Annotated in this window: 15 protein-coding genes and 1 riboswitch; of the genes, 7 read left to right on the forward strand and 8 right to left on the reverse strand. The window is 73.3% G+C overall.

Translation table 11 applies throughout. The annotated features are described in order from the left end of the window. Positions 1 to 138: 138 nt before the first annotated feature. Together LCD31_RS04005 and LCD31_RS04010 are read right to left on the reverse strand one after the other, a co-directional pair. Complete coding sequence (locus LCD31_RS04005) at positions 139 to 1,527, reverse strand: cell wall metabolism sensor histidine kinase WalK (RefSeq protein WP_224956069.1); 1,389 nt, start codon at positions 1,525 to 1,527, stop codon at positions 139 to 141. Next, complete coding sequence (locus tag LCD31_RS04010; protein WP_224956070.1) at positions 1,524 to 2,267, reverse strand: response regulator transcription factor; 744 nt, start codon at positions 2,265 to 2,267, stop codon at positions 1,524 to 1,526. Before LCD31_RS04010 ends, LCD31_RS04005 begins: the two co-directional genes overlap by 4 nt. 139 nt (positions 2,268 to 2,406) lie before the next feature. Here LCD31_RS04010 and LCD31_RS04015 point away from each other — a divergent pair, with 139 nt between their 5' ends. From LCD31_RS04015 to LCD31_RS04025, 3 genes are read left to right on the forward strand one after another with little or no spacing between them, the layout of a single operon-like run. Then, the gene (locus LCD31_RS04015; protein ID WP_224956071.1) at positions 2,407 to 3,540 is read left to right on the forward strand and encodes an outer membrane lipoprotein carrier protein LolA; all 1,134 of its coding nucleotides are present in this window, start codon (positions 2,407 to 2,409) and stop codon (positions 3,538 to 3,540) included. After that, positions 3,540 to 4,517 carry an ABC transporter ATP-binding protein gene (locus LCD31_RS04020; protein WP_224956072.1) on the forward strand — a complete coding sequence of 326 codons (978 nt, stop codon included), beginning with the start codon at positions 3,540 to 3,542 and terminating at the stop codon, positions 4,515 to 4,517. The genes LCD31_RS04015 and LCD31_RS04020 overlap by 1 nt, the downstream gene beginning before the upstream one ends. After that, complete coding sequence (locus LCD31_RS04025) at positions 4,514 to 5,377, forward strand: ABC transporter permease (protein WP_224956073.1); 864 nt, start codon at positions 4,514 to 4,516, stop codon at positions 5,375 to 5,377. The genes LCD31_RS04020 and LCD31_RS04025 overlap by 4 nt, the downstream gene beginning before the upstream one ends. Positions 5,378 to 5,473: 96 nt before the next feature. Here the strand turns inward: LCD31_RS04025 and LCD31_RS04030 are convergent, their stop codons facing one another. From LCD31_RS04030 to LCD31_RS04040, 3 genes are read right to left on the reverse strand one after another with little or no spacing between them, the layout of a single operon-like run. Then, complete coding sequence (locus LCD31_RS04030) at positions 5,474 to 6,511, reverse strand: ABC transporter ATP-binding protein (protein WP_224956074.1); 1,038 nt, start codon at positions 6,509 to 6,511, stop codon at positions 5,474 to 5,476. Then, a complete protein-coding gene (locus LCD31_RS04035; protein WP_224956075.1) occupies positions 6,511 to 8,109 on the reverse strand; it encodes an iron ABC transporter permease in 1,599 nt (532 codons plus the stop codon). The genes LCD31_RS04030 and LCD31_RS04035 overlap by 1 nt, the downstream gene beginning before the upstream one ends. After that, on the reverse strand, positions 8,106 to 9,152 hold the full coding sequence (locus tag LCD31_RS04040) for a thiamine ABC transporter substrate binding subunit (protein ID WP_224956076.1): 1,047 nt from the start codon (positions 9,150 to 9,152) through the stop codon (positions 8,106 to 8,108). Before LCD31_RS04040 ends, LCD31_RS04035 begins: the two co-directional genes overlap by 4 nt. A gap of 46 nt (positions 9,153 to 9,198) precedes the next feature. Then, a riboswitch (TPP riboswitch) is annotated at positions 9,199 to 9,309 on the reverse strand. A gap of 70 nt (positions 9,310 to 9,379) precedes the next feature. On the opposite strand from LCD31_RS04040, the gene LCD31_RS04045 reads away from it, so the two are divergent. Further along, on the forward strand, positions 9,380 to 9,673 hold the full coding sequence (locus tag LCD31_RS04045) for a 4a-hydroxytetrahydrobiopterin dehydratase (protein ID WP_224956077.1): 294 nt from the start codon (positions 9,380 to 9,382) through the stop codon (positions 9,671 to 9,673). Between the two features lie 5 nt (positions 9,674 to 9,678). On the opposite strand, the gene LCD31_RS04050 is transcribed toward LCD31_RS04045, so the two are convergent. Then, positions 9,679 to 10,647 (reverse strand): FAD-dependent oxidoreductase, encoded by a 969-nt coding sequence (locus tag LCD31_RS04050; RefSeq protein ID WP_224956078.1) that lies wholly within the window; start codon positions 10,645 to 10,647, stop codon positions 9,679 to 9,681. Positions 10,648 to 11,089: 442 nt separating this feature from the next. Here LCD31_RS04050 and LCD31_RS29470 point away from each other — a divergent pair, with 442 nt between their 5' ends. Then, positions 11,090 to 11,521: a DUF6157 family protein gene (locus tag LCD31_RS29470; protein ID WP_224956079.1), complete on the forward strand. Its 432-nt coding sequence runs from the start codon at positions 11,090 to 11,092 to the stop codon at positions 11,519 to 11,521. 22 nt (positions 11,522 to 11,543) lie between these two features. On the opposite strand, the gene LCD31_RS04060 is transcribed toward LCD31_RS29470, so the two are convergent. Further along, entirely contained in the window at positions 11,544 to 11,999 is a 456-nt protein-coding gene (locus tag LCD31_RS04060; protein WP_224956080.1) for an acetyltransferase, read from the reverse strand. 398 nt (positions 12,000 to 12,397) lie between these two features. Between LCD31_RS04060 and LCD31_RS04065 the strand changes: the two genes are divergently transcribed. Continuing rightward, entirely contained in the window at positions 12,398 to 13,234 is an 837-nt protein-coding gene (locus LCD31_RS04065; RefSeq protein ID WP_224956081.1) for an NADPH-dependent oxidoreductase, read from the forward strand. A gap of 33 nt (positions 13,235 to 13,267) precedes the next feature. After that, on the forward strand, positions 13,268 to 13,873 hold the full coding sequence (locus LCD31_RS04070) for a TetR/AcrR family transcriptional regulator (RefSeq protein ID WP_224956082.1): 606 nt from the start codon (positions 13,268 to 13,270) through the stop codon (positions 13,871 to 13,873). Between the two features lie 187 nt (positions 13,874 to 14,060). On the opposite strand, the gene ychF is transcribed toward LCD31_RS04070, so the two are convergent. Further along, positions 14,061 to 15,137 carry a redox-regulated ATPase YchF gene (gene ychF, locus LCD31_RS04075; protein ID WP_224956083.1) on the reverse strand — a complete coding sequence of 359 codons (1,077 nt, stop codon included), beginning with the start codon at positions 15,135 to 15,137 and terminating at the stop codon, positions 14,061 to 14,063. Positions 15,138 to 15,300: the final 163 nt, after the last annotated feature.

The raw sequence follows: 15,300 nt of genomic DNA on the forward strand, positions 1-15,300 counted from the left end.
GGACATCCTGCCGCACGCCGCGCGGACCGGTCCCCGGGGTGGTTCCCGTTCCGGGAGGCGTCCCGCGCCCGAGCCCCGGGCGCGTTCCACCGGCTGCGCGCGGTCGCCCGTCGGCTGCGCGGCGCGCTCGCGACGGTCTCAACCCCCGCGGGGCGCGGGGCGCAGCGGGCCGGGCAGCGGCCAGCGGATCTCGATGCGGGCACCGCCTTCGGGCGACTCCGCCGCGTGCACCGAACCGCCCCGGCCGCGCACGGCTTCGGCCACCAGAGCCAGTCCCAGCCCGGCGCCGCCGGTGCGGCGGGCCCGGTCCGGCTGCACCCGGTGGAACCGGTCGAACACCCGCGTCCGGTGCTCGGCGGGGATCCCCGGCCCGTCGTCGTCCACGACCAGCCGGACGCTCTCGGCCGCCGGGAGCAACGACACCCGGACCAGCGCCCGCGCGTGCCGCAGCGCGTTCCCGATCACGTTGTCCAGCACGGTGGCCACCTCGGCGGCACCGGCGAGGATCACGACGCTCCCGGTGGGCGCGGTGACCTGGACCCGGGGTCGGCCGCCCCGCAGGTTGGCCCGGTCGGCGGCCGCGCGCACGGCGCTGCCGAGCTCGATCGGCTGCTGCGGCGGCTGGGAACCGGACTCGGCCCTGGCCAGCGCGAGCAGTCCGTCCACCAGCTCCGACATCCGCTGCGCCTCGGCGGCGATGTCCTGGAGGGTCTCCTGCGCGAGCTCCGGGTCGGGGTGCACCACGGCGACCTCGGCCTGCGCCCGGATCGAGGCGACCGGGTTGCGCAGCTCGTGCGCGGCATCGCCGGTGAACCGGCGCAGCCACTCCGTGTCGCCGTCGCGGCGGGCCAGCATCTCGTTGAGCGCTTCCGCGAGCGCGCGCAGCTCGTCGTCGGCCGCCGGCACCGGCAGTCGACGCCCCTCCGGCAACCGCACCGCGGCCACCCGCATCCGCTCCACCGGGCGCAGCGACCGGCGCACCACCAACCAGGTCGCGACGCCGACAGCACCCGCGGCGATGATCGAGCCGAGCGCCAGGGCGCGGCCCGCCGAGCGCACCGTGTCGGAATGGCCGATCAGGTGCGCGCCGCCCAGCACCAGCCGCGGATCGCCCGCTGGGTCGGGCACCACGGTCCCGACCCAGCGGTAGAGGCCACGGGCCGGGCCGTCCGCGGACCACTCGACGACGCCCTCGCCGCTCTTGAGCTCGCTGATGTTCGACCGCCCCAGCCGCGGGTCCGGCAGGGAATCGACCGGGACGCCCGAGGTGTCCAGCACCCGGACCTCACCGCCCGCCACCTCGCGCGGCGGTGTCCCGGTGGCGACCTGCCGCGCCGCGACCTCGACCTTGCCGTTCAACTCCGCGTCCACGGATTCGACGAGCAGCCAGCTCATCAAGCCGACGCCGAAGTGCGCGAGCACGCCGAACCCGACGAGGGCCACCGCCGTCGCGACCGCGCTGGTCCGGAACCGGAGGGTGCGGCGCGACCACCACGTCCGCAGCCGCCGCAGGGTCGACCAGTTCACCGGGAGCCGTCCCCACCGCGTGGCTTCGTCGGTTCGGCGGCGGCGACCTCGTCCTGGTCCGGTTCGACGCTGACCTGGTAACCGTGGCCGCGGACCGTGCGCACCAGGTGCCCGGCGCCCGCCGCGGTGAGCTTGCGCCGCAGGTAACCGACGTAGACCTCGACCACGTTGCGGGTGACGAACTGGTCCGCGCCCCACACCTGGCGCAGCAGGTCCTCCTTGGGCACCACGGTGCCCGGACGGCTCGCCAGCGCGACCAGCAACCCGTACTCGCGCGGGGAGAGCGCCACCGGTGATCCGGCCCAGCTCACCTCACGGGCATCGCGGTCGATCTCCAGCTCGCCCACGCGCAACCTGGCGTGCCGCGCGGAGCTCTCGCCGCGACGTGCCAGGGCCCGGACCTGCGCGGTCAGCACCAGGAAGGAGAACGGCTTGACCAAGTAGCCGTCGGCACCGAGGTCCAGCCCGTCGGCTTGATCGACCTCGCCGTCCTTCGCGGACAGCAGCAGGACCGGGGTCGTGATCCCCTGGCCGCGCAGGCGCTCCAGCACGCGGTACCCGGACAGGCCGGGGAGCATCACGTCCAGCACCACGACGTCGAAGGACCCGGTGGCGGCGAGCCGCAACGCCTCCACTCCCTCGACCGCGACCGCGACCTCCATGCCCTCGGCGGTCAGGCCGCGCCGCAGCGCGGTCCGGACTCCCGGTTCGTCGTCGACCACCAACACCCGCGGCTGCATCTGCTCAGCATGCCGTCGCCGCACCACCGCGCGCAGCCACCCCTGAGATCCTTCTCAGCTCGATCGGACCGCTCTCAGGACCATCTCAGCTGCGCGGGATCACGCTCGGGGCAGCGGATCGGATCACCAGGAGGACCGCATGAAACGCAGGAACGTCGTAGTCGCCGCGTCGGCGGGCGGGCTGGCCGGGTTGCTCGGCCTCACCGCGCTGAGCCTGCCTGCCGGCGCGGACGAGGACCCGCAGCTGCCGCCGGTCGCGCCCGAAGCGCTGGTGGAATCGGTGCTGACCTCGACTACCCCGGCGCTGACCGGAACGGTGCGGGTGGACAACGCGCTCGGCCTCCCGGCGCTGCCCGGCGTCGACGGCGGCGCCGGCTCGATGTTGGGCGACGGGACCAGCACGCTCCGGGTGTGGAACGACGGGCAGGGGCACAAGCGCGCCGCGCTGCCCTCGTCCTCCGGCGAGGTGACCGTCGTCGACGACGGGACCGCGCTGTGGAAGTGGGACTCGGAATCCCGCACCGCGACCCGGGCCACCAAGCCCGCGAACGCGGGGGACGAGGATGCTCGCGGCCCGCTCGGCCACGGCCGCGGTGCGGCGGACCAGGACCCGGCGGCGCTCTCCCGGAGCATCGTCGAACAGCTGCGGCAGACCAGCGACGTCGCCGTGGACGGCACCGCGACCGTCGCGGGCCGGGACGCCTACGAGCTCGTGCTGACACCGAAGCCGACCGAGCGCACCGTGCTGCGGGAGGTCCGGCTGGCGGTGGACGCGGAGACCCGCTCGCCGCTGGAGGTCACCGTGCTGACCAACGGCTCGGACGAACCGGCGCTGCGCGCCGGGTTCTCCGAACTGGACCTGTCCCAGCCGGACCCGGCGATGTTCCGCTTCACCCCACCGGCCGGCACGAAGGTCGAAGAGGCCCCGGCCGGGGATCGGCACCGCCGGGAAGCCCGGCCGGAGGGCCGTCCGGAGCACGCCGGGCAGCACCCGACCGTCGTCGGCGACGGCTGGGACACGGTGCTCGTCGCGCACCTGCCGCAGCAGCCGGAGCGGGCCGAGTCGCCGCGCGGCGAGGACGGGCAGCGCGGTGGTGAGCGGGCGAACCCGCAGGCGCTGGCGCAGCAGCTGGGCAAGCCGGTCAGCGGACCGTGGGGCGACGGCTGGCTGATCAGCACGAAGGTCGGGTCCGCCCTGGTCACCTCCGACGGCCGCGTCGCGGCCGGTGCGGTTCCCGAGCAGGTGCTCACCACCGCGGTCGGGACTCCGTGATGACCGGAGTGGCCGAACAGGCCGAGCAGGCGGGGGCGGCCACGTCCGCCCCCCCCGCGGTCGAGGTGTACGCCGCGCGGACCTCCGGCCTGCGCAAGACCTACGGCGACACCGTGGCCGTCGCGGGCATCGACCTCGCCGTTCCCCGCGGCGCGGTGGTCGGGGTGCTGGGGCCGAACGGATCCGGCAAGACCACCACGATCCGGATGCTGCTGGGCTTGATCAGGCCCACGGCGGGCTCGGTCGAACTGCTGGGTCGCGCGCTGCCGGACGAAGCTGACCGGGTGCTGCCCCGCGTCGGGGCGCTCGTCGAGGGACCGGGCTTCCACCCGTTCCTGTCCGGCCGGGAGAACCTGCTGCGGTGCGCCGCGATGGAGCCCGACCTGGCGGGTGCCGACATCCGGGCGGCGGTGGACGGAGCGCTGCACCGCGTCGGGCTGACGGCCGCCGCGGGCCGCCGGTTCCGCGGCTACTCGCTGGGCATGAAGCAACGGCTGGGGTTGGCCGCGGCCCTGCTGGTGCCGCGGGAACTGGTGGTGCTCGACGAGCCCACCAACGGGCTGGACCCGGCGGGCACCAGGGAGATCCGCCAGATCATCGCCGAGCTGCACGCCGTCGGCACGACCGTGCTGGTGTCCTCGCACCTGCTGTCCGAGGTGGAGGCGACCTGCACTCACGTGGCGGTGCTGCACCGGGGCACGCTGGTCGCGCAAGGCGAGCTGGCGAGCCTGCTGGAATCGGGCGGACCGCACCTGATGATCTCCACCCCGGACCTCGATGCCGGGCTGGACGCGCTGCGGGACAGCGGGATCTCCGCCCGGGCGGAGCAGGGCGCGCTGCGCGTGGAGCTGTCCGAAGTGGACGCTCCAGAAGTGGTGGCGACGCTGGTCCGCGCCGAAGTCGGGGTGCACGAGGCACGACGCGGACGTGCGGGCCTGGAAGACCTGTTCGCCCGGCTCACCGAGGAGGAATCATGACCGCCACCGCACCGGCCGAGGTGGCCGAGGCGCCGAAGGCGCGCCGCTCAGCACCGCTGGGGCGGGTGCTGTTCGCGGAGTTCCGCTGGGTGCTGCGGCGACCGCGGAACCTGCTCGCACTGCTGATGCTGGCGGGGCTGCCAGTGCTGATCGGCGTGGGCATCGCGTTGACCGGCGGGCCCGGTGGTGGTGGCGGGCCGTCGGTGTTGAGCGCGGTCGCGGGCAACGGGCTGGTGCTGCCGGTGGCGAGCATCGTGCTGGCGCAGACGATGCTGCTGCCGCTGGTGGTGGCGATGGTCGCGGCGGACGCGATCGCGGGCGAGGCTTCGCACGGCACGCTGCGAGGGCTGCTGATCGCGCCGATCGGCCGGGTCCGCTTGGTGGGGGTGAAAGCGGCGGGCGTGCTGCTGATGGTGCTGCTGTCGGTGCTCGTGCTGGCGGTCAGCGGCCTGCTCACCGGTTTGATCATCGTCGGCGGTGACGGCCTGGTGACGTTGTCCGGCACCACGCTGTCGATCGGGGCGGCGCTGGTGCGCATCCTGCTGGCGGTGCTGTGGTGCGCGGCGCAGATGGCTGCGGTCGGGGCGGTGGCATTGGCGCTGTCCTCGTTGACCGAGCACCCGCTGGTGGTGATGACCGGGACGATGGCGGGGCTGATCGTGTTCGGCGTGCTGGGGACCGTGCCTTCGCTGGAGTGGATGCGTCCGCTGCTGATCACCACCGACTGGTCGGCCGTGATCGACGTGCTGCGGGATCCGATCTTCACGGACACGTTGTCCACGGGACTGCTGCGCGCAGGGTGCTACCTGGCCATCGGCCTCTCGGCGACGGTGCTGCGCATGGTCACCCGGGACGTCTGACCCGGGCGGGGCCGGCACGGTGGGTCCACGACCGGGGACCACCGCGCCGGTGCGCGTACCCCATCGGGCGCGCGAGGCCGGGGCGACCCGGCTCGGTCAGTCGCCACCGACGAGCGCGACGCCGTCGGGGTCGAGGCGCAGTCCGACCTCGTCGCCGACCGCGGGGGCGTCGGCGATGTGCGCGACGGCCTCCACCTGACCGAGTTCCGGTACGGCGACCGCGAGCCGGACGTGGTCGTGCCGGTGCACCCGTTCCCGCACCTCCCCCAGCGGGCCCGTCGCACCGGGATTTCCGGGCCGGGTGCCCCGGGCGCGAACTCCGGCGGCGCGCAGCCCGAGCCGCGCCGGACCGTCCTTCGCGGTCACGTCGACGGTGCCCAGCGCGCACGTCGCCACGCCGTCGCGGACCTCCGCGGGCAGGAACGTGGTGCAGCCGAGGAACGCGGCCACCTCCTCGTCCGCCGGGTGCCGCCACAACAGGTCGGGAGTGTCGGCTTGCAAGATCGTGCCGCGGGACATCACGGCGACCCGGTCGGCGAGGGTGAACGCCTCGTCGTGGTCGTGCGTGACGACGAGTGCGGTCGAGTCGCCGCGGCCGAGCAGCGCCGCCAGGTCCACCGCGAGCCGTTCCCGCAGCATCCGGTCCAGCGCGGAGAGCGGTTCGTCCAGCAGCAGGAGCTCCGGATCGGCGGCGAGCGCGCGGGCCAGCGCGACCCGCTGCGCCTCGCCTCCGGACAGGTCGGTGACCCGGCGGTCCTCGTAGCCGGCCAGCCCGACCAGCTCCAGCAGCTCGGCGACGCGCGCCGTTCGCTCCGCACCGCCGACGCCGCGCATCCGCGGCCCGAACGCCACGTTGCCCGCCACGTTCCGGTGCGGGAACAGCTGCCCGTCCTGGAAGACCAGCCCGAACCGGCGGTGGTGCACCGGCACCGAGGCGAGGTCCCGCCCGTTCCACCGCACCTCGCCCGCGGTGGGCCGTTCGAGCCCGGCGACCGCTCGCAGCAGGGTCGACTTCCCGCAGCCGGACGGTCCGAGCAGCGCCAGCACTTCGCCGTCCAGCACGGAGAGCCGCACGTCGCGCACCACCGTGGTGCCGCCGAAGCGGACGGTGAGCCCTTGCACTTCCAGCCCCATCAGAAGTCCTCCACGGCGTCGGTGCCCACCCGCAGCCGCTCGATGAGCACCACGCCGAGCACGGTGACGACCATCAGCAGCGCGCAGGCGGCGTAGGCGAGTTGCGAGTTGAGTTCGCCCGGCCTGCCGAGCAGCCGCGCAATGGCCACCGGCAGCGTCGGCGCATCGGGCCTGGCGAGGAAGCTGGTGGCGCCGAACTCCCCGAGCGCCACGACGAACCCGAACCCGGCGGCGGCCAGCACGGAACGCACCGCGAGCGGGAAGTCGATCTCGCGCCGCACCCGCCACGGCCCGGCGCCGAGCGTCGCCGCGGCCTGCCGCAGCCGGTCGTCGATGGCCCGCAGCACCGGCAGCACGGTGCGGATCACCAGCGGTGTCACCACCAGGGCCTGCGCGAACGGCACGAGCAGCGGCGAGGTGCGCAGCTCGCCGGGCAGCGAGCCGAGCGTGATCAGGTAGCCGAAGCCGACCGTCACCGCGGACACCCCCAGCGGCAGCATCAGCGCGAGGTCGAGGCTCTCCGCGACGAACCTGCGGCGCACGGCGACGAGCACGAACGAGGCGAGCAGCCCGAGCAGCAGCGCCATCCAGGTGGCGTCGACCGCGGTGCGCACCGAGTTCAGCGCGGCTTCGAGCCCGGTGACCTCCAGGGTCCCGGGCTGCCCGGTGCCCAGCAGCGCGCGGTAGCCCGCGAGCCCCCACCCGTCCCTGGTGGACACCGACCGCGCCAGCAGGGAGACGATCGGCGCGAGCAGCCCGCACAGCACCGCACCGGCGAGCCCGACGATCCACCACTCGGCGCCTTGCGGCGGCCGGGCGGTGGTCGCGGGCGCGCGCAGCCGCAGCGCGGTCTCCCGACGGCGGCGCGCGATGGTGGCCACGAGCAGGGCGGCGACGACGGCGACCAGCTGCAGCAGGGACAGCGCCGCGGCGCCGGGCAGGTCCAGCAGCTGCACGGTGCGCAGGTAGATCTCCGTCTCCAGGGTGCGCAGCCGACCGCCGCCGAGCACCAGCACCACCCCGAAGCTGGTGGCGCTGAACAGGAACACGACGGCCGCCGCCGATCCGAGCGCGGGCAGCAGCGCGGGCAGCGTCACCGAGGTGAAGGTGCGCAGCCGCCCGGCTCCCAGCGATCGGGCGGCGTCCTCCATCCGCCGGTCCAGGTGCCCCCACAACCCGCTGACGGTGCGCGCGACGACGGCGACGTTGAAGAACGCGTTGGCCAGCACGATCGGCAGCACTCCCCCGTCGGCGCCGAACAACGCGCGGAAGGCCATGCCCACGACGATCGTCGGCAGCACGAACGGCACGGTCACCGCGACCCGCAGCAGCCCTGTGCCGGGCAGGACGAGCCTGGCGAGCACGTAGGCGAGCGGCAGCCCGCAGAGCAGCGCGACCGCGGTGGACGCGGCGGCCTGCCCGAGGGTGAAGCCGACGAGCCGCCAAGTGGCCGGCTCGGCGAGCACCGCTCCGACGTCGCCGCGCACGCCCAGCCCGATGATCGCCGCGACGGGCCAGGCGAAGAAGACCCCGAGGAAGCCGAGGACGACCGCCGCGGCCAGCGCCACCGGAACCCGGCGGCGGAGTTCGCCGGTCATCCCCGGACCAGCGTCCGCCACTGCTCGACCCACCGGTCCCGGTTGTTCTCCACCTCGTCGGCGGGCAGTTCCGCGGGCCGCGACGGCAGCGGCGCGCTGGCCGCCCAGCCTTCGGGCAGCGGCACCCCGTCGACCGCGGGGTACACGTACATCTGGTCGGCGACCTGACCTTGGAACTCGGGCGAGAGCAGGAAGTCCACCACTTCCCGCGCCGCCTGCGGGTCCTTCGCGCCGGTGAGCACGCCCGCGTACTCGACCTGCCGGTAGCAGGTGTCGAGCAGGGCCTTGGTGCGCGGCGCACCGTTCTCGTCGACCTCGGCGGCGGGCGAGGACGCGTAGGACAGCACGATCGGTCGCGGCCCCTGGCCGGTGGAACCGGAGAAGTCCTGGTTGTAGGCCTCTTCCCAGCCGGAGGACAGCCGCACGCCGTTGGCGTCGAGGGCGCGCCAGTAGTCCTGCCAACCGGGCTCGCCGAAGGCGTCGATGGTGCCGAGCAGGAACGCCAATCCAGGGGAGGACGTCGTCGGGTCCGGCATCGAGGTCAGGTCCCGGTAGCGGGGATCGGTGAGGTCGCGCAGCGTCGTCGGCTCCGGCAGCCGGTGCGCGGCGAACCAGGCGGTGTCGATGTTGAGGCACACGTCGGCGACGTCGACGGCGGTGAGCCGGTTCTGCTGGTCCTGGGCGTAGCGCTGCGGTCCGCGGTCGGCGGCGGCGGGCCGGTACGGGGCGAACACGTCGGCGCGCAGCGCGCGGGAGGCGAAGGTGGAGTCCACGCCGTAGGCGACGTCGCCGAGCGGTGCCGCCTTGGACAGCGCCAACTTGTTGGTCAGCTCTCCGGCGTCACCGCTGTTGCGGATCTCCAGGTGGATGCCGCTGCGCTTCTCGAAGTCGGCGAGCAGCGCCGGGTCGGCGACGAACGAGTCGTGCGCGACGAGGGTGACGGTGCGCGCCGCGGTGTCATCGCCGGAGCTCCCGATGAGCGAACATCCGGTGGTGAGCGCGGCGGCGGCGAGTGCCGCGGCCCAGCGCAGTAAGGGGTTCAACGGTCCTCCCGAGTAGCACACCGGTCTCGGCCACGCGTGCGAACTCGAGCTGATCGCGACACCTCCCTGCGCCGGCATGATCCGGTTCAGGTGCGGACGGTCGAGGGGATGCGCCCCTCCTCTCAGCCCAGCGCGCTGGACTCCCGTGGCGACCGGCAGTCTACGTGCCGCCACCGAGCCGGGGGTCGACGGTCGCGTTCCGGCCGTCCGACGACCACCATGTGGGCATGACCGAACTGCTGAACGACACCCAGGTCGCCGAATCGCTGTCCCGGCTACCGGAGTGGGCCCAGGACGGCACCACGATCGTGCGGAGCGTGGAGTTCGCGAGCTTCCCGCAGGCCATCCAGGCGGTGAACCGGGTCGCGGAGATCGCGGAGAGCGAGAACCACCACCCGGATCTGGACATCCGCTGGCGCACCGTCGTGTTCGCCCTCTCGACGCATTCGGCGGGTGGCCTCACCGCGAAGGACTTCACGCTGGCGGAGGAGATCGACGGGGTGGTCGACGCGTTGACGTGAGCCGGTCAGCGCACCGGTCGGCCGAGGACGAGCCCGGCGGCTTCGGCGGCGCAGCCCCAGGACAGCGACACCCCGCAGCCGGAGTGCCCGTAGTCGTGCACGACGGTGGCGCCGCCGAACCGTTCGGTTTCGAGCCGCACGGCGTCGCGCCCGGGGCGCAGTCCGACGGTCTCGCCGAGGACTTCGGCGCCGGCGAGCAGCGGTTCGACCTGCGCGCAGCGGCGCAGCACGGCGGCGCTGTCGTCGCGGTCGTGTGCGCGGGACCAGTCGTGCTCGCCCGCGACGCCGCCGAGCACGACTTGGTCGCCGTGCGGGACGTACGAGGTGAACTCGGGTCCGGCGCCGACTTCGACGAAGTACTCGCTGATGCCGGGGTTGCGGACGAGGACGTGCTGCCCCCGCACGGGCCGCACGCCGGGGTCGCCGACGAGCTCGTGCGCGCCGACCCCGGTGCAGTTGACGATGCGGTCCGCTTCGGCCGCGGCGTCGGCCAGCGAGGACACCGGGCTGATCAGCAGTTCGCCGCCGGCGGCGAGCAGTCTCCCGGTGAGGTGTTCGAGGTAGCGCGGCATGTCGATCAGCGGGAGCGTCGCCCGGTAGCCGCTGCGGAACCCGGCGGGCAGCTCGTCCGGGGTGCAGCGGCGCAGGTCGGGCAGCAGCAGCGCTTCGGGCGGCAGCTGGTCGCCGAGGTCGACGCGGGCGGCCATCCGCCCGGTGGCGAGGTGCACTCCGCTGGTGTCGTCGGCGGCCAGTTCGACCAGCGCGCGGTAGGTGTCGGCGACCCACCGGCGCACCCGGTCGGCGGGTTGCAGCAGCGCCGGCCCCCAGATCGCGCCGGCGACGGCGGAGGTGGTGTCGGCGGGTGGCTCGTCGGTGCGCACGCGCACCGGCACGCCGGATTCGGCGAGGATCACGGCGGTGCTGAGCCCGCTCACCCCGGCTCCGATGACCAGGACGGTCCCGTTGGCGGCCATTTCGGCACGCTAGCAGCGTTGCCCGCCGCGCACGGCCTGCTCGGGGCGGGTTTCGCGGCCGCTCGGCGCGGTCCTAGTCCTCGACGATGGTGATCGTGCCGGTGCCGCCGCAGTTGCTGCACCCCTTGCCGTTGCAGTCTCCGCAGATCAAGGTGATGTGCTGCATGCGCACAACGTAAATCGCCTGGTCATGGCGTGCGACTCAGCTGTGCCGGGGTGCGCCGCCCGCAGTTCGCGGCGGGCCGCGCTGCGCTACCGACCCCGCACGCCTTTCACTCGGACGTGCCCGAGCGGGGTGCGGCGGCGGGTCGGGGAATCGCGTTCGCCGGGTGTTCGTCATCGATCGGGGGTCAGCCGATCGCGGTCCGAGGCAAGGAGCACCGGAATCGAGGAACGGCCGCTTCCCCATCCGCCGTCGGTCCCCCGGCGTACCGTTCCGGGCGTGGAACGGGTCGATCGCACGAACACGTTTATCGAGGTGGCCGAGGACTGCCCGGTCACCACCGCGACGGTGCCCCCGCTGAACGCAGAGGCGCCGTCGGTGGCAGCGCGCACCTACCGGCTGATCGCCGAGCACCCGTACGAGTTCACGTCCGGTGACGTCATCTTCACCGTCTTCGCGGACCGCGCCGCCATCCCGGACGAGGAGCGGGCGGACGCCCGCCGGGAGTTCTTCGCGCGGAGCAGGGCCTGCCTGCGCTCCTCGCCGCTGGGCAAGCGCTACGGCTGGGGCATCCACGCAGACGCCCGCGGCCGCCTGGCCCTGTACGCCGTGGACGGCCCGGAGTACGCGGAGTTCACCTCGGGCCGGCGCACCGGCGAGTCAGGCGAACCGATCACCTGCACCAAGGCGCTGCGCAGCACCCGAGCCTGAACCCGGGGCGACGAGCGGCCGGTCACCGCGCCCGCCCGTCGCGGGACATCCGCAGCAGCGGGTACGGACGCCCCGCATCGTCGAGCTCGCTGCGGCCGGTGACGGTGAACCCGTGCCGGAGGTAGAACCCGACGGCCTGCTCGTTCTGCTCGTTGACGTCCACGGACGTCACCCCGAGCTCGGCCACCGCGTGCGCGAGGAGGGCTCGGCCCACTCCTCGCCCGCGGTGCGCCGCGTCGACGAACAGCATCTCCAGGCTCGTCCCGGACGTGCCCGCGAAACCGACCGGCGCACCGCCGAGTTCGGCGACGCTGAGCCGCACCTGCGGGAAGTGCCCGACGGGCAGGCGTTCCTCGATCTCCGCACGGTGCCGCGGATCGAGGAACGCGTGGGTGGCATCGACGGCGCTGCGCCAGATCCGCACGAGTTCCGGGTGCTCCTCGGGCCCCGTCGAGTCGCGGATCCTCGGCTCAGCCACGACGACCTGCGCGATCCAGCGGAGTTCGCCCGAATTCCGGTCCGGAGGACCACGTGCCCGGGAGCGCGTGGCCGCCGGCGACCTGCTTGATCCAGCGGACTCGGTGCGATGCCAGGAAGACGCGCACGTCAGCGATGTCCTCCCCAGCCGTTCGCATCCGATGCGGTCTCGTCGTTCGGTTCGCAGCGGAGCGGGCAAGTCGATCCGGCCCCGCGACGTCCGTGGACCTTAGCCGTGCGGCGAGCGTGTTGTCGCCCACGTTCGCCCGGCTCGCGCCGGACCAGCACCCGCCCGTCGTGTGCGCGAGGTCATGCGCCCCGGTCCGCGGAGCCGGGAATGCCGCCGGTGCGCGGCGAGTTGGAATAACCGAATCCGATTCGGAAAGAAGGACCGTGAGCATGCCGAAGCACGATGCACTCCTGCGCGCCCGCTACGGGGATCAGCCCGCTCCCGCCACGATCTTGTGGAACCAGCAGGTCGAGGCCCTCCTAGCCCACCGCTCCGTGCGGGCCTTCACCGATGAGCCGGTCCCCGAGGGGGCGCTCGAGACGATCGTCGCCGCCGCCCAGTCGGCGTCCACCTCCTCGAACCTGCACCAGTGGAGCGTCGTCGCGATCTCGGAGCCGGAGACCAAGCGCGAGCTGGCGAGGCTCACCCGCAGCGCCCGCACGGACGGCGGCGGCTACGACTTCGTCGCCGATGCCCCGACCGTCCTCCTCTGGGTGGCCGACATGTCGCGCAGCCACGCGATCAGCTCCGCCCACGGCGGCGACCCGGTCGTCACCGACTACCTGGACGCCTTCCTGATGGCCTCCGTCGACGCGGCGCTGGCCGCCCAGAACGGGATGGTCGCCACGGAGTCCCTGGGCCTGGGCGGGGTCTACCTCGGCTCGCTGCGCAACCACGCCGAGGAGCTCGCCGAACTCGTCGACCTCCCGCCGTACGCCTACGTCGTCTTCGGCACCGCCATCGGCATTCCGGACGAGACCCGGCCCAGCGCCGTGCGTCCGCGCCCAGCGCAGAACGTCGTCCTCCACCACGAGAAGTACGACCACGCCGACCACGCGGAATGGGTGCGCGATTATGAGGCCGCCACCACGGTGTTCCGGACGGAGAACGGCCTGCGGGACAAGACCTGGGCCGAGGCCGTCGTGACCGGCACCGGTTTCGACTACATGGACGGGCGGGAGAACCTGCGCCCGACGCTCCAGCGGCGCGGCTTCGGCCTACGCTGACGCGCGACCCGACCGACGAAGGAACGAACGAGGATGGCCAGACCGAAGGTGCCGCTGCTGTCGGCAGAGATCATCGCCGACGGAGCGCTCGCGCTCGTCGACACCACCGGGGACATCCAGATGGTCCAGCTGGCCAAGCACTTGGGCGTCGCCCCGTCCTCGCTCTACAGCCACGTCGGCGGGCGGGGCGACGTCATCGACCTCGCCCGCCGACGGATGCTCGAACAGATGGAGACCCCCGACGCGCACGACTGGCGCGAAGCCGTCGGCGCGCTGCTGCGCGGCCTCGCGGGTCTCTACACCAGGCACCGGCGGATCCTGCCGCTGATCTTCGACACCACGTTCGCCGATGAGCGCTCCATCGCCGCCTACGAGCCCGTGTTCACCGCTCTCGTGCGCGGAGACTTCCCCTCGGACCAGCTGCGCCCGATCATCGCGATGATCGAGTTCCAGGCCTTCGGCCTCGCCCAGGGACTCCCCGCGCCGACGATGTCGGACACCATCCGCGACGCGCTTCCGGGCTACGCGGCGTCCGTCGAACACTGGCGCGACGACCGGGACGCCACGACCGAACTCGCCGTGTCAGTCCTGGTAGGAGGACTGGAGGCACTGCGCACGAAGCCGGATCGTAGGAGCTGAGCCTGCGGGCGCAGGAGTTCACGGCAGGCACTGATCCCCGCGACCTGCCCCGGTGCTCCCGAGCAGCAGTAGCACCGTCCACGCGCTGCGCCGCCAGCGCCGTCCCCACGGGTTCGAGCGCTCGTGGCCGAGGATCGAGGTCGGCCACGGCCGGACTCAACACCGCGAGCGGACGCGACGGCTCCGATCACACGTTGAAGCGGAACTCGACGACGTCTCCGTCGGCCATGATGTAGTCCTTGCCCTCCATGCGGACCTTGCCGCCGGAGCGCGCGGTGTTCATCGAACCGGCCTCGATCAGGTCGGCGAAGGACACGATCTCGGCCTTGATGAAGCCGCGCTCGAAGTCGGTGTGGATCACGCCCGCGGCCTGCGGGGCGGTCGCGCCCTGCGGGATGGTCCAGGCGCGCGCCTCCTTCGGGCCCGCCGTCAGGTAGGTCTGCAGGCCGAGGGTGTGGAACCCGGCGCGGGCCAGGGCGTGCAGGCCCGGCTCCGGCTGGCCGACCGATTCCAGCAGTTCGCGGGCCGATTCCTCGTCGAGCTCGATCAGCTCGGACTCGACCTTGGCGTCGAGGAACACGGCGTCGCCGGGGGCGACCAGGTCGCGCAGCTCCTGCTTGCGGGCCTCGTCGGAGAGCACGCCTTCGTCGGCGTTGAACACGTACAGGAACGGCTTGGTGGTGAGCAGGTTCAGCTCGCGCAGTTCCGGGACGTCGGCCAGCTTCGCGGCGAACAGGGTGGTGCCCTCGTCGAGGACGCGCTTCGCCTCGTTGGCCGCGTCCAGCGCAGGACGCTTGTCCTTGTGGGTGCGGGCTTCCTTCTCCAGCCGCGGCAGCGCCTTGTCCAGGGTCTGCAGGTCGGCGAGGATCAGCTCGGTGTTGATCGTCTCGATGTCGCTGGACGGGTCGACGTTGCCGTCGACGTGCACCACGTCCGGGTCGTCGAACACGCGGATGACCTGGCAGATGGCGTCGGCTTCGCGGATGTTCGCGAGGAACTTGTTGCCGAGGCCCTGGCCTTCGGAGGCGCCCTTCACGATGCCGGCGATGTCGACGAAGGACACGGTGGCGGGCACCAGCTTCTCGGAGCCGTACAGCTCGGCGAGCTCGGCCAGTCGGGGGTCGGGCAACGGCACCACACCCACGTTCGGCTCGATCGTCGCGAACGGGTAGTTCGCCGCGAGCGCGTCGTTGCTGGTGAGGGCGTTGAACAAGGTGGACTTGCCGACGTTGGGCAGCCCGACGATTCCGAGGGTGAGGCTCACGGGCCGTGAGTCTAAGTGGTGCGGGCGGCGATCGACGCAGGTGGCCCGCACCCGATCCGTGCGCGCCGGGTTCGGGGGGGCCCCCCCGCCCCCCGGGGGGGGCGGGGGGGGGGCGGGGGGGGCGGGGCGGGGGGGGGGGGGGGGGGTCGGGGGGGGGGGGGGG

Source organism: Saccharopolyspora sp. 6M, from assembly GCF_020176775.1.
Classification (GTDB): Bacteria; Actinomycetota; Actinomycetes; order Mycobacteriales; family Pseudonocardiaceae; genus Saccharopolyspora_C; species Saccharopolyspora_C gregorii.